Annotated in this window: 19 protein-coding genes; 18 read left to right on the top strand and 1 reads right to left on the bottom strand. The window is 37.1% G+C overall.

Features of this window, described 5'->3' with window-relative positions; genetic code table 11:
• The first annotated feature begins 230 nt into the window (after positions 1-230).
• On the top strand, positions 231-1,643 hold the full coding sequence (locus CAT7_RS01550) for a uracil-xanthine permease family protein (protein WP_007721219.1): 1,413 nt from the start codon (positions 231-233) through the stop codon (positions 1,641-1,643).
• Between the two features lie 89 nt (positions 1,644-1,732).
• Here the strand turns inward: CAT7_RS01550 and CAT7_RS01545 are convergent, their stop codons facing one another.
• Complete coding sequence (locus CAT7_RS01545; RefSeq protein WP_007721218.1) at positions 1,733-2,647, bottom strand: nuclease-related domain-containing protein; 915 nt, start codon at positions 2,645-2,647, stop codon at positions 1,733-1,735.
• A gap of 814 nt (positions 2,648-3,461) precedes the next feature.
• Between CAT7_RS01545 and CAT7_RS01540 the strand changes: the two genes are divergently transcribed.
• The 17 genes from CAT7_RS01540 (at position 3,462) to flgL (ending at position 18,853) form a co-directional block, all read left to right on the top strand.
• A complete protein-coding gene (locus CAT7_RS01540; RefSeq protein WP_035019316.1) occupies positions 3,462-4,373 on the top strand; it encodes an aldo/keto reductase in 912 nt (303 codons plus the stop codon).
• Between the two features lie 256 nt (positions 4,374-4,629).
• Positions 4,630-6,699 carry a methyl-accepting chemotaxis protein gene (locus CAT7_RS01535; protein WP_007721216.1) on the top strand — a complete coding sequence of 690 codons (2,070 nt, stop codon included), beginning with the start codon at positions 4,630-4,632 and terminating at the stop codon, positions 6,697-6,699.
• Between the two features lie 78 nt (positions 6,700-6,777).
• Positions 6,778-7,227, top strand: coding sequence for a chemotaxis protein CheW (locus CAT7_RS01530; protein WP_007721215.1), 450 nt, complete (start codon positions 6,778-6,780; stop codon positions 7,225-7,227).
• A 32-nt stretch (positions 7,228-7,259) separates the two neighbouring features.
• Positions 7,260-7,742 (top strand): chemotaxis protein CheD, encoded by a 483-nt coding sequence (locus CAT7_RS01525; protein WP_007721214.1) that lies wholly within the window; start codon positions 7,260-7,262, stop codon positions 7,740-7,742.
• Positions 7,743-7,766: 24 nt separating this feature from the next.
• Positions 7,767-8,789 carry a protein-glutamate methylesterase/protein-glutamine glutaminase gene (locus CAT7_RS01520; protein ID WP_007721213.1) on the top strand — a complete coding sequence of 341 codons (1,023 nt, stop codon included), beginning with the start codon at positions 7,767-7,769 and terminating at the stop codon, positions 8,787-8,789.
• Positions 8,789-9,559 carry a CheR family methyltransferase gene (locus CAT7_RS01515; RefSeq protein WP_007721212.1) on the top strand — a complete coding sequence of 257 codons (771 nt, stop codon included), beginning with the start codon at positions 8,789-8,791 and terminating at the stop codon, positions 9,557-9,559. Before CAT7_RS01520 ends, CAT7_RS01515 begins: the two co-directional genes overlap by 1 nt.
• A gap of 38 nt (positions 9,560-9,597) precedes the next feature.
• Positions 9,598-11,661, top strand: a complete 2,064-nt coding sequence (locus tag CAT7_RS01510; protein ID WP_007721211.1) for a chemotaxis protein CheA — start codon at positions 9,598-9,600, stop codon at positions 11,659-11,661.
• Positions 11,651-12,247 carry a chemotaxis protein CheC gene (locus CAT7_RS01505; RefSeq protein ID WP_231549458.1) on the top strand — a complete coding sequence of 199 codons (597 nt, stop codon included), beginning with the start codon at positions 11,651-11,653 and terminating at the stop codon, positions 12,245-12,247. Before CAT7_RS01510 ends, CAT7_RS01505 begins: the two co-directional genes overlap by 11 nt.
• A 14-nt stretch (positions 12,248-12,261) precedes the next feature.
• A complete protein-coding gene (locus tag CAT7_RS01500; protein ID WP_007721208.1) occupies positions 12,262-12,624 on the top strand; it encodes a response regulator in 363 nt (120 codons plus the stop codon).
• A gap of 13 nt (positions 12,625-12,637) precedes the next feature.
• Entirely contained in the window at positions 12,638-13,039 is a 402-nt protein-coding gene (locus tag CAT7_RS01495) for a chemotaxis protein CheW (RefSeq protein WP_007721206.1), read from the top strand.
• Between the two features lie 16 nt (positions 13,040-13,055).
• The gene (fliM, locus tag CAT7_RS01490; RefSeq protein WP_007721204.1) at positions 13,056-14,057 is read left to right on the top strand and encodes a flagellar motor switch protein FliM; all 1,002 of its coding nucleotides are present in this window, start codon (positions 13,056-13,058) and stop codon (positions 14,055-14,057) included.
• Positions 14,054-15,136, top strand: coding sequence for a flagellar motor switch phosphatase FliY (gene fliY / locus CAT7_RS01485; protein ID WP_007721202.1), 1,083 nt, complete (start codon positions 14,054-14,056; stop codon positions 15,134-15,136). The genes fliM and fliY overlap by 4 nt, the downstream gene beginning before the upstream one ends.
• Before the next feature lie 686 nt (positions 15,137-15,822).
• Positions 15,823-16,125: a flagellar biosynthesis anti-sigma factor FlgM gene (gene flgM, locus CAT7_RS01480; RefSeq protein WP_007721201.1), complete on the top strand. Its 303-nt coding sequence runs from the start codon at positions 15,823-15,825 to the stop codon at positions 16,123-16,125.
• Positions 16,125-16,493 carry a hypothetical protein gene (locus CAT7_RS01475; protein ID WP_007721199.1) on the top strand — a complete coding sequence of 123 codons (369 nt, stop codon included), beginning with the start codon at positions 16,125-16,127 and terminating at the stop codon, positions 16,491-16,493. The genes flgM and CAT7_RS01475 overlap by 1 nt, the downstream gene beginning before the upstream one ends.
• A gap of 12 nt (positions 16,494-16,505) precedes the next feature.
• Positions 16,506-16,802, top strand: a complete 297-nt coding sequence (locus CAT7_RS12495) for a flagellar basal body protein (protein ID WP_007721196.1) — start codon at positions 16,506-16,508, stop codon at positions 16,800-16,802.
• 44 nt (positions 16,803-16,846) lie between these two features.
• Positions 16,847-17,932, top strand: a complete 1,086-nt coding sequence (gene flgK / locus CAT7_RS01470) for a flagellar hook-associated protein FlgK (RefSeq protein ID WP_007721194.1) — start codon at positions 16,847-16,849, stop codon at positions 17,930-17,932.
• Positions 17,933-17,935: 3 nt separating this feature from the next.
• Positions 17,936-18,853, top strand: coding sequence for a flagellar hook-associated protein FlgL (gene flgL / locus CAT7_RS01465; RefSeq protein ID WP_007721192.1), 918 nt, complete (start codon positions 17,936-17,938; stop codon positions 18,851-18,853).
• Positions 18,854-18,897 lie beyond the last annotated feature (44 nt).

Genomic DNA, 18,897 nt, shown 5'->3' with positions numbered 1-18,897 from the left:
ATAAATAAAATAGCTAGATTAAAAGAACTTTTCACTTAAACGTGAGAAGTTCTTTTTTGTTTAAACACGAACGATGGTGATTACGAAAGTTCTTAACGCTTAATTAGAAATAATTCGCTTTTTAACCTTTACTTAACTTGTATTTGAAGTTATACTATAAAAGTAATAAATATTAACGAAGTATAAAACGTTTATTTAAATTAATGTTCGTATTTAATAGGAGGGTTATTTTGGAAGAGAGAATGAAACGTCCAGCAGGAACAATCGTGTTACCGAAAAAAGAGAAGAGGAAGGCAAAAGTTTCGCCTAAACACGAATCTAATCTTATTTATCAAGTAGATGATAAACCAGGATTTATTTTGATGACACTTTTAGGATTTCAAAATATTCTGACCGCTTTTGGGGGGATTGTTGCAGTTCCATTAGTTATTTCCGGTATGGCAGGGTTTGGGGTTGCAGATACGTCTTATATGATTAGTGCAGCTTTACTAGGTTCAGGCGTTGTTTCCATTATTCAATCTAAAGGGATCGGACCAAAATGGTTTCGAGTAGGAGCTGGTCTTCCAACAATCATGGGAACGGACTTTGGATTTGTCGGTCCAGCAAATGCGGTCATCAATACGATGGGCGGAGGGATTGCCGGTTACATTGGTGGGACAATGATGGGATCCGTTTTAGAGATTATCTTGAGTTATTTTATTAAACCTTTAATGAAGTTTTTTCCTCCTGTTGTCACAGGTACCGTTATTTCACTGATGGGATTAACGTTGATGCCTGTTGCGTTCGGTTGGGTAGCTGGTGGAGTTGGAGCAGCCAATTACGGTTCGCCACTTAATTTGGCAATTGCTACGGTAGTATTTCTACTGATAGTCACACTAAATCATTATGGCAGTGTCAAAATTGGACCAGCTGCTGTACTACTTGGAATCGTCGCTGGTTACATAATGTGCATCCCACTTGGTATGGTTGATTTTAGTCAAGTTGCAGCAGCCAATTGGTTCGCTATGCCCCAACTCTTTAAATATGGTGTCAGTTTTGACTTCAAATTTGCTATTCCATTTATTTCAGGTTATTTAGTAACCGTTATTGAAACGGTTGGTGTAATGCAAACAATCGGAGCAGTAACTGAAACAAAATTAACTGATGAAGACATTGCAAATGGTGTACGTGCTGATGGCGTGGGTTCGTTTATTGGACCAATGATGGGATCAGGTCCTGTGGCCACATTCAGCCAAAATGCTGGGTTGATTCCTTTGACACGCAATGCTTCTCGCTCAGTTGCCATTGCGGCTGGAGTTCTTTTAATGGCAATGAGTTTCTTACCGAAATTTGCGACACTTGTTTCAATCATGCCCATGGCTGTACTTGGCGGAGCAGGAGTATTGATGTTCGGAAATGTAGCAGCATCGGGCGTAAAATCATTGTCACGAGTGAATTTTGACAACCGGAATTTAATCATTGTAGCCGCTGGGTTAGGTATTGGGTTAGGCGTGGCTTTCCGACCTGAAGTCGTTGCTGGATTGCCAGGAATACTTGGCGGGTTATTCTCATCGGGTATTTCGGCTGGAACAATTGTTGCCTTAGTATTAAATATTATTTTGAAAGAAAAACCAGCAATGGAAAAAGAGTTGGAAAATAGTTAAAAATAGAATATCTTTGCTTAAAAGCTGTTCGGAAACGAATGGCTTTTTTTGCGTTCAAACTTACTGCTCGCTTTCTCATGGGACCAAATTTAATTCTCGCTGTAGTAAGTCATATGCCGAGATAGCTGACTTTGATAATTCTTTTTTAAGATGATTCGAATGTGTTGCCTTGAGTAAATTTCGCCACACCATTGATAAATTCGAGTTGTCGTTAGCATTAAATCCGGAAATAACACCTTGAATTCTTTAATACTACGTTCGATTGCTTGTCTGTTAGTTTCTTTGTATCCACAAGCAGTACAAAAGTGGTTTTGTCTAGTTGTTGTATATTTTGTTGAAAAACAATTAGGGCATACAATGCCTTTTTTCAATTGATCAAAGGTGTAAGTCGGCAAATTATCGGGACGATAATTTTTATTGTGGAATTCTTTGAGTTTGTTCGCAAGTTCTAACCGTTCGTGTTTTAGTGGCACATCTTGAGAAGGTAAAGTATTAAGATACTTAGGTAATTGATTAGAAAATACGAAAAGTTGATTTGGCAAGAGTGAGTAAAGTTGGAAATCTGGATTAATGAAAACAATGACCGAATATATGGGCAACCGATATCCTAGACGAAGAAGCACGTTATGAAGATAAGTCGCACTTCTGTCAATCTGTCTTAGGGGATTAAGAATTTTGTATCCCGATTCCGCGAAAAATGACTCTTCCTTATAAAAGTATGCCCCCGTATAATTTTTCACTTCATACAAATAAACAGAATCATTGGTGATAAGAAGCGAATCGATTTGAAAAACCGTATCTCGATAGGTTAGAACGAGATCATTTAATATGATCCCAAAAGGGTGAGTTTGAGTCATGTAAAAATCAAATTGTTTCTCACCTTCAAAACCTTTTACCTGATTCTCATACTTCTTTTTTTCTTCATCCGGCAAATTCATTCGAGCATTCAAAGATTCTAATACGCGGTGAGTAACTGATTTTGTTCGTTCTTTTAGTAGAATCATTTTTTTACGAACTCCTTAATAGTGTTTTGTCTCTTATAATATAAGCAGAATTACCTGAAATTAGTTAAAAAAGAGCCAACTAGAGAATGAAAAGGGTGTTTAGTAAGGTTGTTTGTTTGAGTAATCGGCTGCATGATAGAGTGGAGCGGGAAAGTTGACTCACTCTATCATGCAACCGGCTCGCACGTTACAGTGAGACAAGAAAAGTGATTCACAGTAACGTCCAAAAGCTCTGCACGATACAGTGAACACCAAAAATGATCTCACTTGTTCATGCAATCTAACTCTAGAAGGAATAGTACCTAAGAGCATCGTTAAAAGAACCAACTAGAGAATGAAAAGGGTGTTTAGTAAGGTTTTTTGTCTTGAGTAATTGGCTGCATGATAGAGTGGAGCGGGAAAGTTGCCTCACTGTAACATGCAACCGGCTCGCACGTTACAGTGAAGCAAGAAAAGCGATTCACTGTAACGTCCAAAAGCTCTGCACGATACAGTGAACCCCAAAAAGAGTTTCACTTGTTCATGCAATCTAACTCTAGAAGGAATATTACCTAAGAGCATCGCTAAAAGAACCGGCTAGAGAGTAAAAAGGGTGTTTAGTAAGGTTGTTTGGTTTGAATAATTGGCTGCATGATAGAGTAGAGCGAGAAAGTTGCCTCACTGTAACGTCCAAAAGCTCTGCATGATACAGTGAACACCAAAAAGAGTTTCACTTGTTCATGCAATCATTCAACAGCGTTCCTTTAGTAAAATATGTTCAAAAATGGTATACTGAAAACGATTTCTTAAATTGAAAGAAAGTGAGCTGATCAGTATGAAAAGACTATTTTTAGGAAAAAGTGAATTATTGGTACCGAATATAGGCTTAGGATGCATGTCAATGGGAAAGCTATCGCCTGAAGAAGCTAGCAAAGTAATTAATAACGCATTAGATTTGGAGATTGATTTTTTTGATTTAGCAGATATTTACGGCGGAGGAAAAGCTGAAGAAACGTTTGGGAAAGTAATCGAAATGGATCCTTCTATACGAGAAAGAATGCTGATTCAATCTAAAGCGGGCATTCGAAAAGGAAGCTATGACTTTTCAAAAGAGCATTTATTAAAGAGTGTAGATGACATTCTTAAACGGTTGCAAACAGACTACTTGGATGTGTTGCTATTACACCGTCCAGATGCATTGGTTGAACCTGAGATCGTAGCTGAAGTTTTTGATGAATTAGAAAAGAGCGGAAAAGTACGCAACTTTGGTGTCAGCAATCACAATCCGAATCAAATCGAATTGTTGAAAAGATATGTTAAACAGCCACTGATTGTGAACCAAATGCAATTTAGCGTTATGCATACTGGAATGGTGGATGCAGGCATTAATGTGAATACGAAGTTTGATAGCGGCATAAATCGAGACGGTGAAATCTTAGATTACAGTCGACTAGAAGATATCACGTTGCAAGCATGGTCACCGATTAAAAGTGGTGGAGATATTTTTGTGGATAATGAAAATTATCCTGAAGTAAATGCTAAGTTGAAAGAAATCGGAGGGCGTTACGGGTTGTCTAATTCTGCTGTGGCTATTGCATGGATCTTACGCCATCCCGCTAATATACAAGCCATTGTTGGGACTATGACACCAGAGCGATTAACGGATTATGCTAAAGCTTCTGAAGTCCGAATCACTCATGATGAATGGTATGAGATTTATCGGGCTGCTGGAAATAAATTACCATAAAAAAGATAGAATAAAGAAAAAGTATTCATTTGATTAAAATCAAATGAATACTTTTTTTCTGTCGCTTTAAATAACGGGTGATAAAGTTAAGAACAAATGAAAAAATAAAATTAATGACTTAAGAAAGAATTAATTAGACCGATATGCTATTTAGTAAACGTTTAAATAAAAGTACTACGGATGAGAACTTCAATCAAACACCTGTCGGGATATGAAAAGTGTTTTTAAAGAAGTTTTACATAAGGAGGAACCGTTGGTGAAGAACATACGCAAAAAGAAAAATGGTCGAAAAAAAAGTATAAGATTAGTGATTATTCCTACATTAATCGCCATGATCACTATACCTATTATCATTGTTTTGGTTATGAATTATTACAGCACACAACAATTATTAACTCAACGTATTGAGCAAAGTGAAAAGAATTTAGCGACACAATTTACAACACAACTAGACTGGATCGGTTTAGAATTAGAAAATACGATTAATTCTTTGTCAGAAAAGGCGGAATTTCAAGAATTTGCTGATGATCAAGATGAAGAGGCGCAAGCAGCTATTCAAGAAGAAATGCAATCTGTTAAGACCAATAGTATGTACATAGGAAATGCTTATTATGCACCTGTAAATCAAGCAGTGATTGGAACGGTCGAAGATTTACCAACAGACTTTGATGCCAGTGCAACAACTTGGTACCAAAGAGCCGTTGAACGTAATGGTGCATTAATTTGGAGTGAACCTTATCGTGATGCAATTACAGGAAGTATGGCAATGACGATTTCTAGAGCTATCATAGTTGATGGAGATTTGTATGGTGTATTGGCTATTGATTTAGATTTAACACGAATGAATAATTATTTAACATCAGTTCAAAATGGAAATACCGGTCACTTTTTTGTGCTTTCTGAAACGGGTGATTATTTGATGTCCAATGATCCTAAGAAAATTGGCACAAAAATCGGCGACAGTACGTTGGTGAAAGAAGCAACTGACCAAACGGGCTATATTCATGATAAGCAAAAAATCGACAGTTATTATGCTAAAGTAAGCCGTTTAGGAATGACTGTTTATGGAGTCGTTGGCGAAGATGAAATGGCTAATGAGGTCAATGCTACGAATAGAGCAGCTTTGATTGGCTTACTTATTGGTGTCGTTATTGCTATTCTAAGTGCATTAGTAGCATCCAAATACGTTATGACGATTGCAGCAACTTTGACTAAAGCTTTCAATAGCGTTGAAGAAGGTGATTTGACGACTGAAATCACTGGTGAGGACTTTAATATGTTGCCGAATAAACCATATTTAAGAAAATTAACAAAACCAAAAGCCATTAACGAAAATAGTGATGAATTTGGGCGTATCGCATTTGCATTTAATAAAATGATGCACCAATTCAGACAAATGGTTGGAGGGATTCAGCAAAAGAGTAGTCATTTGATGGATATGACGCAAACACTGAATGACATTTCTAAACAAACAACTTCAGCAACAGAAGAAGTATCTGAAACGATTACTGGAATTGCTCAAGCAACAAGCATCCAAACGAAAGATACTGAAGATACTGTTGGTAAAATGGAAGAGTTATCGAAAACAGTGGGCGAGATTGATCAAAATATTCAAAAAATGGGTCAACATACGGATGATACAACGATTGCCAATGGGAAAAATAACCAAATGATGTCTGAGGTTCATGACAATTGGGAAACAACGATTGATACTATGGCTAAGTTAGCCAAGAGCATTCATGGTGTAAACGAAGATATTCAAAACATTGAAAAGATCGTTAAAGTCATTGATGGAATTTCTGATCAGACCAATTTGCTAGCTTTAAATGCTTCTATTGAAGCTGCTCGTGCAGGTGAAAGCGGCCGAGGATTCGCTGTGGTTGCCAATGAAATTAGAAAACTTGCTGAGAAAAGTGACGCATCAACAAAAGATATCGCGGCTATTATCAAAAATATTCAAGAGAAATCTAATGAAATGGTTAGCAAAGTGGAGCAATCACATTCAGAAAGTGAAATCCAAACGAAAACGATTGATGAAGCCATCGATTCATCGAATAAAGTGACAGATCAAATGGATAAACTAGTTGAAAGTATCTTAAATGTTGCTAGTTTAGGATTTGTTATTTCAGCTAAGAAAGATGAAACATTAGTAGCCATTGAAAACATTGCTGCATCAGCGGAAGAAAATTCTGCAGGAACTCAAGAAGTGTCAGCAAACGCAGAAGAGATTTTGGCGACGATGGAAGAATTTTCATCAAGTATTGCTAAACTAGAAACGATTGCAAATGAATTAAAAGAAGAAACAGATCAATTTAAACTAAACTAAACTATTCATACAAAAGATACGTGCAGTCTAAAAAGAGTGCACGTATCTAATAAATAGAGAACTTGGAGGAATAGGATAATGGAAAAGTTTGTTATTTTTAGTAGCGGAGGTCAAAGCTTTGCCATTCCAATCGAAGTAACCGAAAAAATCATACATGTTGAAGGACTAACTAGAATTCCAGATACATCTGATTATGTGTTAGGCGCGATAGAGTACGATGATGGAATTCTACCAATCATTGATTTAAGCGAACGATTCTTTCAACGTAAAACGGAAGTGACTTCTGATACTAAAGTGATTGCTATAAAATGGCAAGAGAAAAAAATTGGATTAGCTGTCGATAAAGTAACCAATATTCGTTCATTTGAAAGTAAAGACCGCGAAGTGTCAGAAAACGCCAATCAAGAAGCAGCTAGTTATGTCATGGCTTTTATCCGAACAGAAGAAGGCATCATTTTACAATTAGATGTAGACAGTATTTTTTCGGAAGATGGCGAACGAGAATTAGTGTCATTGATTAATCGATAAAAATGGGTAGATTAGAGGAATGGTGAAACGGTATGTCAGATGAATTAAGAGTTGGAATCTCAGATTATAAAGTAGCACAGCAGCCTGATTCCTTGATAACAGTAGGATTGGGTTCGTGTGTGGGGATTGCTTTATATGATCCTAAAACAAAAATTGGCGGATTAAGCCATATCATGCTGCCTGACAGCAGTGCGTTTAAAGATACCAATAAAGTTGAAAAATTCGCTGATTTAGCTGTTCCTCATATGGTCTCTGAAATAAATAAATTAACAAACAACAATCCGTTAGTCGCAAAAATTGCAGGCGGAGCAAGTATGTTTCAATTTTCTAAAGATCTTCCGCATGGAAGTATCGGAGATCGAAATATCCTTGCCGTTGAAAAAGTATTGCAACAACTAGGCATTCCTTTATTAGCCGCTCATACTGGAGGGAATATGGGCCGAACGATGATCATTGATTTGGCCACCTTTACGGTAACTGTTCGAATGGTGAATAGAGAAATAATTGTGCTGTAAAAAGGGATAGGAGAGTATCAAATAGTGAACATAAAAGTATTGGTTGTAGATGATTCTCCTTTTATGAGAAAGATTATTACTGAAACAATAGCAAGTATTGATGGATTAGAAGTTATTGGTACGGCTAGAAATGGTCGAGATGCACTAAAGGTAATTCCGTTACTTCAACCAGATGTCATCACTTTAGATATTGAAATGCCGGGATTAAATGGATTAGAAACTCTTGAAATTATAAAAAAAGAACATGATGTACCGGTTATCATGATGAGTTCATTTAGTGGAGAAGACAATACGATTGCTGCACTGGATTTAGGAGCAATGGACTTTATTGAAAAACCACACGATATCAGAAATCAATCGGATTTATTTAAAAATGAAGTAGCAGATAAAATCATGCCTTTATTTGAACAGAAGAGAACAGAGTTGCCAACCGAAAAATCAGCATTACAGAAAAGTGAATTGGAAAACAAACTGCCTAAAAAAATAAAAGCTATCGCAATTGGTGCTTCTACAGGTGGACCTAAGGCATTGTTTTCAATCATACGCTCGTTGCCGGAGAACCTAAACTTTCCCATTTTTATCGTTCAACACATGCCTAAAGGATTTACGACATCATTTTCTAAGCGATTGGATAAAGAATCAACTGCAACAGTCGTTGAAGCTGAAGATGGTATGGCAATAAAAGGTGGGATTGTGTATGTTGCACCAGGTGGGTACCACATGCTAATTGAAAATAACTGTATCAAATTAAATGAAGCAGATAAAATCCATGGTGTGAGACCAGCAGTAGATTACATGTTTGAAACGGCTGCTGAAGCTTATGGCAGTGAATTGGCTAGTTTTATTTTAACGGGCATGGGTCAAGATGGCGCTCGTGGACTAGCTAAAATCAAAGAAACAGGCGGATTTACAGTGGCACAAAATCGTGAGACGTCTATTGTATACGGTATGCCAGGCCATGCAGTGCAAAAAGGTGTTATTGATAAAATTGCAAGTTTGAATGAAATATCAGAATTGATCAATTGGATGATAAGGATGCGAAGCTAATGTTGAATTTCGAATTTTTTTACGCTTGGACAAAAGAACATTTAAATATCAATCTAGAAGGATACAAAGAAAAACAGCTTCAAAGACGAATTGGAACGATCATGAAAAATACGGGTGCTGCAACACTAGAAGAGTATGCCATCAAAATACAAGCAGACCCGATCGTCAAAAAGAACTTTTTGAATTACATCACTATCAATGTAACGGACTTTTTCCGAAACAGAGAAGTATTTGATGAATTTGAAGAGTTGATGGTTTCGTATCTTGAACCGCGGTTTGGCTCGTTAAAAGTTTGGAGTGCGGCTTGTTCTACCGGAGCAGAAGCCTATTCACTGGCAATGATCATGGACAAACATAAGATTGCGCAATCAGAAAAAATAACAGCTACCGATATTGATGAAACGATATTAGCACGTGCAAAACTGGGGACATTTTCTAATATAGAAATTAAAAATGTTGATGAAGAAAACCGTGAAAAGTACTTCACTCATGATGATAATACCTATTATTTGTCAAACCAAATTAAAAACAAAGTCGCTTTTAAAAAACATGATTTGATTGGAGACCGCTTTGGAAAAGACTATAATGTCATCGTCTGCCGAAATGTGACCATTTATTTCAAAAACGAAGTGAAAGAAGAGTTGTACCAAAAATTCAGTGATGCTCTTGTTCCAGGTGGTTTATTTTTCACAGGAGCAACAGAAACGATTTATAGCCCAGAGAAATACGGCTTAGTAAAACGAGCATCGTTCATTTATGAAAAACTGTAACAACTAAATTACGAGAACGGATGAAAGGGAGGGATACTATGGACGAAAATAGCAAATACCTCGATTTATTTTTTGAAGAAACAGATGAACATTTGCAAAGTTTGAATGAACAAGTGCTTGAATTAGAGAACAATCCAGAAGATTCTAGTATTGTAGACGTGATGTTTCGATCAGCTCATACCATCAAAGGAATGGCTGCAACAATGGGCTACGATACGATGGCTAAATTAACCCATAAAATGGAAAACGTATTTGATTTGTTAAAACAAAAAATCATTCCAGCTGATGCAACATCTATCGCCTTAATCTTTGACTGCTTAGATACATTATCCGACTTAGTAGAAGATTTGAGAGAAGAAAATGATGCAGAACGTGATATTACTAACCTTGTTCAACGGTTGGATCATGTATCATCTGGCGAAAGTGCGCTAGTAGAAGCTGTAACAGTTGAACAAGAAACCGGTTCATTGCTTAATTTATCTTTAGAAAAAGTGGAAGATTCCGACTTAATGATTATTGAAGCAGCTAAAGAAGATGGCTACAATGCTTACGTTTTGGCTATTCGTATTGACGAAGAAAGTTCAATGAAAAACGCGCGCGTGTACCTTGTTATGAGTAAGTTGGAACAGCACGGGGATGTTTTGTATTCTGAACCGGGTACAGAAGCGCTTGAAAATGATGATTTCGGCACTATTTTTAAACTCATCTATGTGAGCAAATTAGACGAGGAAACTGTCTTAAACTTAGCATTGGATAATAGTGAAATTGCGGAAGTCTTGATTCAAACGATTCAACAAGCAGATGACTTACTCGTGCAACAAGCAGAAAAAAGTCAAACGGAACCTCAAGAAAAATTAGTTGAGGAACAGGAAATAGTTGAACTAGTTGAAGCAACTCAAGCAACAGCTAAAGCACCAGGCAAAGCAAAAGCGCAAAATCATGCGATGAATCAATCGATTCGAGTGGATATTGGAAAGTTAGATTCCTTTATGAATTTGGTATCTGAATTGGTTATCTACCGCACACGATTAGAAGATTTAAGCGACCAGTTATTGGTATCTGAAATGAAAGAACCACTTGAACATGTAGCAAGGATCAGTTCAGAATTGCAAGAATTGGTACTGAAAATCAGAATGCAACCGGTCAGTACTGTCATGACTCGTTTCCCTCGTATGATCCGCGACTTAGGAAATGATCTAGGAAAAGAGTTTAACTTAGTGATTGAAGGCGAAGATACTGAGTTAGACCGTACTGTGGTTTCAGAATTAAGCGAACCTTTAGTCCATTTGCTGCGAAATTCAGCAGATCATGGAGTCGAAATGCCGGAAGAACGTTTGAGATTAGGCAAAAATCCAAAAGGTCTAATTAAAATAACCGCTTATCAAGAAGGTAACCGAGTTGTATTGACGTTGACTGATGATGGTAAAGGAGTAAACCCAGTCGTAATTAAAGCAAGTGCTGAACGAAAAGGCATTTCAACTGAAGGAATGAGCGACAAAGAAATTCAGCAATTGATCTTCCACCCAGGATTCTCAACAGCACAAGAAGTCACGAGTATTTCTGGTCGCGGTGTGGGAATGGATGCCGTTAAGCAAAAAATCACGGAACTAGGTGGAACCGTTGAATTGGAAAGTATTGTCGGCAAAGGAACAGTCTTTAAAATTAACTTGCCGTTAACCTTGTCCATCATTCAATCGTTGCTTGTAAAAGTTGGTCAAGCTACTTTTGCGATTCCTTTAGGGATTATTAAAACAATCGTTAAGGTGAAAGAAGAAGACATCATTCGCGTACACAACCGTGAAGTGTACAAATATGAAGGACTAGCTGTTCCAGTGGTTCGATTGCACAAAGCGTTAGATGTGGCAGTAACAGAAGAATCCAATCTGCATTTGGTCTTGGTCAAACAAGGAGACAACTACAATGCTTTGGCAGTAGATGACTTGGTTCGACAACAAGAAATCGTGATTAAAAAACTAGGACAAGAATTAAATATGTTGAAAAATTACTTAGGAGCAACTATTCTAGGAGATGGTAGCATTGTCTTGATTTTAGATGCGTCAGCCATTTGCAATGAAAGCATTGGTGAGTATAGTGAAATCTAATTATTCAGCAACCGAATTAGACGTCTTAAAAGAAGTTATTAATATCGGCGGTGGACATGCGGCAACAAGCTTGTCTCAATTGATTGATAAACCAGTCCATATGACTGTTCCGGTTATTGAAATGATGGATTATGCAGCTGTTTTTGAGCAAATTATGCCTGAAGAAACAGTCATAAAAGCTATCATTGTTAGAATGATGGGTGATGCAGAGGGTGTGTTTTTGTTTACGGTAGATCAACAGTTTTCAAAAGATTTAGTAGCCATGATGTTGCCTAAAAACACCCCTTATTCAGAAGCTATGGCTGATTCTGCTTTGCAAGAATTAGTAAACATATTAGTCAATTCATTTTTAAATGCGGTCATGAAACTAATAGACCGAAACTTAATCACTTCGGTGCCTATTATGATTGAAGATATGTTTGGGGCAATTATGAGCAGTGCGTATATGGAACAAAGCCAGTACGATGACAGCATCATGATTATAAAAAATGAGTTCTATTATTTAGGAGATCGATTAGAATCTTCATTGTATTTCATCCCAAAACCAGGGATAATAGAAAAGATGTTAACAGCACTAACAGTTTGAGAGGAGAAAAACAAATGACAAAAAATGTAATGATCGTAGACGACGCCGCTTTTATGAGGATGAAACTGAAAGACATCTTAGAAAAAAACGGGTACACAGTAGTAGCAGAAGCACAAAATGGGCTAGAAGCTGTTGAGAAGTACAAAGCTGAAAAACCTAACTTAGTAACGATGGATATTACGATGCCAGAAATGGACGGGGTAGAAGCATTAAAAGAAATTAAAGCTTTTGATCCAGCAGCACGCGTAGTTATGTGTAGTGCTATGGGACAACAAGGAATGGTTATGGATGCAATTCGTTCTGGAGCAGTCGATTTTATCGTAAAACCATTCGATAGTGATCGTGTAATTAAAGCTTTAGACAAAGCAAGTCTGTAAAGGTGACAAAAATATGCAGATGATTATTTTTACGTTAAATAAAAATTACTATGCCTTTTCTTCTGAAAATGTTGAAGAGATAACAAATAAAATGCCTTGGACCCCAGTCCCTCAATCTCCTGCTTGGGTTCAAGGGCTCGTTAACTTGCGTGGAAATGTGATATCTTTGATAAATTTTTATAAATTGCTTTCTCCAACGGATGAAACAAAAGAATTATGGTACAATAATATTATTATTGTGAAAAATAATGAGGAAAAAATAGCATTCATGGTAGATGAAGTGGCTTGGGTCTTGGATATAGAACCAGACACCATTCAACAGTTGGACAATAAAATGGATGATTTAGTGTCTAGTGTATTCCAAGTTAAAGACCAAATAGTGAGTGTCATCAACATGGAGAAACTATTTTTATAAAAATGAGGGATAAATAGTGAAGCAAGTTCTATCGCAACAAGAAATCGACTCGTTATTGCAAGCAGTAGAAAGTGGCGAAATCGATGCTGCAGGTATAGATGAACAGGAGCAAGAAAAAAATAAAGTTAAAAGCTATGACTTTAGACGACCAGCCAGGTTATCAAAAGAATACATAACGACCCTGAATATGATTTTTGAAGAATTTGCTAAAATAATTGGAAATATATTGTCTACTCAAATTCGGACAAATGTAGATGTAAAGTTAGCCTCAATTGAACAAGTGAGTTTTGATGAGTTTGTCCATTCTGTTCCTCGTTTTACGTTAATGGGATTGTTTCGTTCTGCTCCTTTAGAAGGAACGCAAATTATAGAACTAAACCCGCAACTTTGCTTACAGCTGGTTGATCTATTATGCGGAAGCTCGGAAATTCGTAAAAACGATGAAGTTATGAGTAAAAATAGTTTTACTGATATTGAAATGGCCATTCTAGAAGAGATATTGACGAACTTTAGTCAGTCATTCGAATTGGCGTGGCGTGATGTGGTGGACCTTAAAGTGAAAATAGATTCAACTGAAACAAATCCTCAGATCCTACAAACCATGTCACCCAACGAACCTGTAGTTCTGGTAACACTCACGGTTGAGTTACATGGGGTCAAAACGTTTATTAATGTTTGCGTACCGTACATCTTCTTTGAAGGCATATTAGAAAAGTTGAGTTTACGCAATTGGTTCCATTCTGAAAAGGAAACCGATCATACAGATAGTGGGAAATTAGAAAAAAGTCTGCATTCTGCCCCAGTAAATATGGAAGTACTTTTAGGCGAAACAGTCATGACGTTGGAAAACTTTCTACAATTAGAATTGGGAGACATTATTCCTTTAGATGGTAAAACATCTGATCCGTTAGTCCTATCGGTGGAAGAGCTTCCGCGCTATTTTGTTAAACCGGGACTAAAAGGAAAAAACATGGCAGTTGAAGTATTACAGTATATTGGAGGAGAGACAGACGAATGAGTAGTGAAAAATTAACACAAGAAGAAATTGATGCAATGCTAAACGGCAGTGCAAGTACCCCTGAGCCAACACCAACTGACACCCTTGATCAAACACAAGTAGATATTATTGGAGAAATCGGAAATATCTCAATGTCTCAAGCCGCTACTACTTTGTCTGATATCTTAAATCATCGAGTAACGATTACGACTCCAGTTGTATCAACTTTGAAATTTCAAGAAATCATCGACGCAAGTGTTACACCAAAAGTAGTGACAACTATTGAGTTTAAAAAAGGATTAGAAGGCAGTAATTTATTGATGATGAATGAAAGAGACGCCATCATTATTGCCGACTTAATGATGGATGGCGATGGCAATCCTGAAAATAAAGAATTTACTGAACTTGAATTGAGTGCAGTAGGAGAAGCCATGAATCAAATGATGGGTTCAGCCGCAACAGCAATGGCTACGATGCTAGAACGAATTGTCGATATTTTGCCACCTGACGTTGAAGTATGGAAAGACCAAAATAATGTAACGTATGATCGCATTAGCGGCGACACGATGGTTTGTAAAATTGCTTTTCAAATGACTGTAGGTGACTTTATTGAAAGTGAAATCATGCAAGTTTTCACTCTTGATACAGTAAGAAATATTTCGAAAATCGTATTGGCAGATGAAGGTGAAGTGATTCAAGATCGTCAACTGCCTCAAGCTGAAGAAATGACCGCTCCAATTGCACCGGCAGCTAATCAACCAACGCAAGAGACAGCTGGGAAGATTGGCATTCAAAAGCCTGAGTTCCAAGAACTGACTCATGCAGGCAGTTTGAAAACACCGCGCAATTTGGATCTGATTATGGATGTACCGTTGCAATTTAGCGTTATGCTAGGCGAAAGTAAAAAAACAATCAAAGACATTTTATCACTTGGAACAGGTTCAGTAGTTGAGTTGAACAAAATGACCGATGAACCTTTAGAAATTTATGTAAATGGTAAATTGATCGCTGAAGGAGAAGTTGTCGTGATCAACGAAAGCTTCGGAATTCGTATCACCAACATCTTAAGCAAAGAACAACGCATCAAACATTTAAACTAACGCGTGGAGTGTGGTAAAAAGCGTTTAGACCCGAATCACTGGAGCAAATAAGCGCAGTATGGTCACAGACAATTGAGCATTATTTGGGAAGTGATATCGGGTCTGCTTTTGAGAACACATTCTAGGTCAAAAAGGAAAAAAAGTCAGAACAAATCGTTCTGGCTTTTTTAGTTGTCTGCAATAAAATGACATTTCTTTTGGAATAACAGGTTTGCTTGTGGAGAGCCATGAGACCGCCGGAAGACTACCTTTTAGACTTCTGGCTTTCAAGCTTCAAACAGCGCGTAATCGCTGAAGCGTTAACGCGCTTTAATTCTCATTGAATCTTTTTACATGGCTACAAGCAACCCTATTCCGTCAAAAATAGGGTCTGCTCCTATTAACCCATTAACTAATTCATCAGGTGTCCAAAAGGGAAAGAAGTCAGAATAAACTATTCTGGTTTCTTTAATTTTTCTTGAATAGTGGGAAAGCAACCGCTAATATAGAAGAGTCTAGTTCATAACAAATATACATAAATAAATCAAAGATGGCTTTTTTGGTTTAAAGGCTTAAGTATCTAAAAAAACTGCCGATAGTAAACGTGTAAGGCAGAAATTGCCTATAACTCATAGATAACTCAAATCAATTACTCAAACCTACTGATGATAAAAATTGAAACCAAGCATAAGAAAGGAGCACCACCAATGAAAATAGGAAATAATGGATACAACCAATACGTCAATAATGTTCGCCAAAACCAAGAAAATACACACAGCAAAGGATTGGCTAAGACGACTGAAACGGTTAATGAAGAATCTGTAACGGTTGACATATCTGATGCTGCTAAACAACTTGCTAAAGCTAAATCAGCTGAATCTTCAGCTATGACACCGAATGTCGAAGCTATTAAAAAAGCTGTATTGAACGGGACTTATACCGTATCGCCCGAAAAAATTGCGAATGGCATGATGCAAGCAATGAACAATCAAAGGGAGTTCACTGAATAATGGCCAAACAAGCGACAGCACTTGATACGTTAATGCAATTTAAGAACGTGCTAATGGAAGAACAACAAGCATTGATCAAAAATGATAGTGCTAAAGTAAAAGCTATTGTAGAAAAAAAGCAAGCCTTTTTAGCTGTTCTACCTACCTTATCAACTGAAGGACTAGAAAAATCAGACCTTAGCCAAGTGGTAGAAGACATTAAAAACTTGCAACAAACGAACTTAACTCTGACGCAGCAAGCGATCAATTACCAAGAAATGGTGATGGAAGCTATTACTAAAGGGGTTAACAAAGGTGGTTCTACTTACTCCAAACAGGGAGATTTTAGTGCCACACAGCAAGCTAATATTATTGATCAATCCCTATAATGAGGTGAAAGAATGTCAGGTTTATTCGGAACATTAAACAATGCAACCAAAGGATTACTGGTGCAACAATCAGCGTTACAAACAACCAGTCACAATATCTCGAATGCGAATACTGAAGGTTACTCTAGACAAAAAGTCACTATGGTAGCAGACAATCCTTATACTCTTGGAGGAATCGGCCAACTTGGTACAGGAGTCAGAATTGCTTCGATTGACCGTATCGTGGATCCATATGTGAATAACCAATTAAGAAATGAAAACTCTTCTTTAGAAATGTATAGTCAAAAATCGGATGTTTTAGCCAATTAGAAAGAATCTTTAATGAGCCTTCTACAACGGGACTAAACAATAACTTGAGCAAAGTTTTTGCTTCTTGGACTTACTTGGGCTCTAACCCAGAACTTGCGACTGCTAAAACTATGGTAGCCCAAAACTCAGAAACGTTTACAGATACGTTACACCATATGTCGAATCAAATCGACAACCTTCATGCAGGTACAGTTCAGGATATCAAAAAAAATGTGTTAGACTTCAACTCAAAAGTCACGCAATTGGATTCATTGAATAAACAAATTTTTAATATGACCTCTCAAGGACAAGCACCAAATGATTTATTAGACCAACAAGATAAAATTCTAAGCGAATTGTCGGGTATTGCTGGAGTTGAAGCAACTTACGATAAATTTAACCGTGTCAGCGTCAGTATTGGCGGACAACCGGTTTTAACAGAAAAATCTATTGCTGAACTGAGTGTCGCGAAAGATCCTGTTGGACAATTAACCGTCAACGACAAAACTGTCGATATCACATCAGGTACTATCAAAGGTTCACAAGAAGCCTTAGTAGAGATTGACGTTAAAAAACAAGATCTAAATGAATTAGCTTATACTTTTGCAACAGCAGTAAATAAAGTACATAGTGACGGTGGGAAAGGTACAGACTTCTTTGACCTTAGTGAAACTGTAGATGGAAATTATGCGGCGTCTATCCAAGTGAATAAAGAAATCTTAAATGATGTTTCTAAAATTAATGCCGGAAAAAATATTGAAACAGTTGTAGGCGGAGATGGAACACGCGCTCAAGCGATTGCTGCATTGCAAAATACTAAATTAGATTATTCTACTAATCCACTAGAATTGAAATACAACGAGACAACAATGACAATAGATAACCAACCAGGTGGATCAACAGTAGCTGGGGCGTATAATGATAGTGTTACGCAAATGGGAATTGTGAAACAACAATCCGATAATATGGTAGACAGTCAAGGAAGCTTAGTTAGTTTGCTTGAAGCCCGCAGAGATTCTGTTTCAGGGGTTTCAATCAATGAAGAAGTAACCAATACGATTACCTATCAAAGTGCTTTTGAAGCGAACTCTCGTATCATTTCAGTTGTTTCAGAGATGCTAGATACGCTAATTAATCGGACGGGGGTATAATGAATGAGAGTAACCGATTCGTTAATGTCGAAAAGTTTTTTACGTAACCTTTCAGCTAACACATCAAACGTAATGAAATACCAAAATCAACTATCGACTTTAAAAGAAGTCAGCAAACCTTCCGATGATCCCTTAAAAGTATCGAAAATTTTAGATCTAAATAACTCAATTATTCAAAACGACCAATACAAAACGACAATTAACGATGCTATCCAATGGACCAATGTACAAGATTCTGCTTTAAGTAGTGCGACAGAATCCATGCAACGTATCAAAACACTGATTCAATACTCAGCCAATGGCACATTAAGCCATGAAGATCGCCAAGCGAATAAAGCGGAAATCGAATCTGAAATCCAAGGAACGATTGATGCATTAAACACCAACTTTGGAGGACGCTATGTTTTTGCTGGAATGAACACGACTGAGAAACCTTTTTCAATTGACAAAGATGACGCTGGAGAAATTACAGGTATCACGTATAATAATGATAAAGATACTGGTCATGGCAATCTTTCACGTGAAATAGCACCTGGTGTTTCAGTAGAATTGAGTACGGACGGACGTAACTTTATGAATACGAATGGATCAGAAGATTTAGGTACTTTCTTTTCTAAGGCGTTAAAGGCTCTAGATGAAGATGATACAGAAGGATTATCCAACTTATTGAGTCGAGCAGATCAAGAAATTGAAAATGTCGTATCGAATCGTTCAAAAACGGGTTCTATCTTTAATCGTCTAACTGCAACATTAGAACGCAATGACAGTGAAAAGTTAAACCTTAAAACAATGTTATCTGAAAATCAGGATATTGATTTAGCTGAAAAATATATGCAATTTACGATGGAGAAATCAGCTTATCAAGCTGCTTTATCCATGGGAACTAAAATATTAGACACAAGCATACTGGACTATCTATAAGATAGTCTTTTTTTTTTTGGGAAATTTAAACTAATTAAGCATTA

This window comes from Carnobacterium sp. AT7 (genome assembly GCF_000171855.1).
GTDB classification, from domain to species: domain Bacteria; phylum Bacillota; class Bacilli; order Lactobacillales; family Carnobacteriaceae; genus Carnobacterium_B; species Carnobacterium_B jeotgali.
Note: the sequence above shows the minus strand (reverse complement) of the source record. Positions and strands in the feature narration are given on the sequence as shown.

What these genes read in the sequence shown, in the direction of transcription:
- CAT7_RS01545 (WP_007721218.1), bottom strand. Translation starts at nt 2,647, where the DNA reads ATGATTCTACTAAAAGAACGAACAAAATCAGTTACTCACCGCGTATTA.
- CAT7_RS01540 (WP_035019316.1), top strand. Translation starts at nt 3,462, where the DNA reads ATGAAAAGACTATTTTTAGGAAAAAGTGAATTATTGGTACCGAATATA.
- CAT7_RS01530 (WP_007721215.1), top strand. Translation starts at nt 6,778, where the DNA reads ATGGAAAAGTTTGTTATTTTTAGTAGCGGAGGTCAAAGCTTTGCCATT.
- CAT7_RS01525 (WP_007721214.1), top strand. Translation starts at nt 7,260, where the DNA reads ATGTCAGATGAATTAAGAGTTGGAATCTCAGATTATAAAGTAGCACAG.
- CAT7_RS01515 (WP_007721212.1), top strand. Translation starts at nt 8,789, where the DNA reads ATGTTGAATTTCGAATTTTTTTACGCTTGGACAAAAGAACATTTAAAT.
- CAT7_RS01510 (WP_007721211.1), top strand. Translation starts at nt 9,598, where the DNA reads ATGGACGAAAATAGCAAATACCTCGATTTATTTTTTGAAGAAACAGAT.
- CAT7_RS01500 (WP_007721208.1), top strand. Translation starts at nt 12,262, where the DNA reads ATGACAAAAAATGTAATGATCGTAGACGACGCCGCTTTTATGAGGATG.
- CAT7_RS01495 (WP_007721206.1), top strand. Translation starts at nt 12,638, where the DNA reads ATGCAGATGATTATTTTTACGTTAAATAAAAATTACTATGCCTTTTCT.
- fliY (WP_007721202.1), top strand. Translation starts at nt 14,054, where the DNA reads ATGAGTAGTGAAAAATTAACACAAGAAGAAATTGATGCAATGCTAAAC.
- flgM (WP_007721201.1), top strand. Translation starts at nt 15,823, where the DNA reads ATGAAAATAGGAAATAATGGATACAACCAATACGTCAATAATGTTCGC.
- CAT7_RS01475 (WP_007721199.1), top strand. Translation starts at nt 16,125, where the DNA reads ATGGCCAAACAAGCGACAGCACTTGATACGTTAATGCAATTTAAGAAC.
- CAT7_RS12495 (WP_007721196.1), top strand. Translation starts at nt 16,506, where the DNA reads ATGTCAGGTTTATTCGGAACATTAAACAATGCAACCAAAGGATTACTG.
- flgL (WP_007721192.1), top strand. Translation starts at nt 17,936, where the DNA reads ATGAGAGTAACCGATTCGTTAATGTCGAAAAGTTTTTTACGTAACCTT.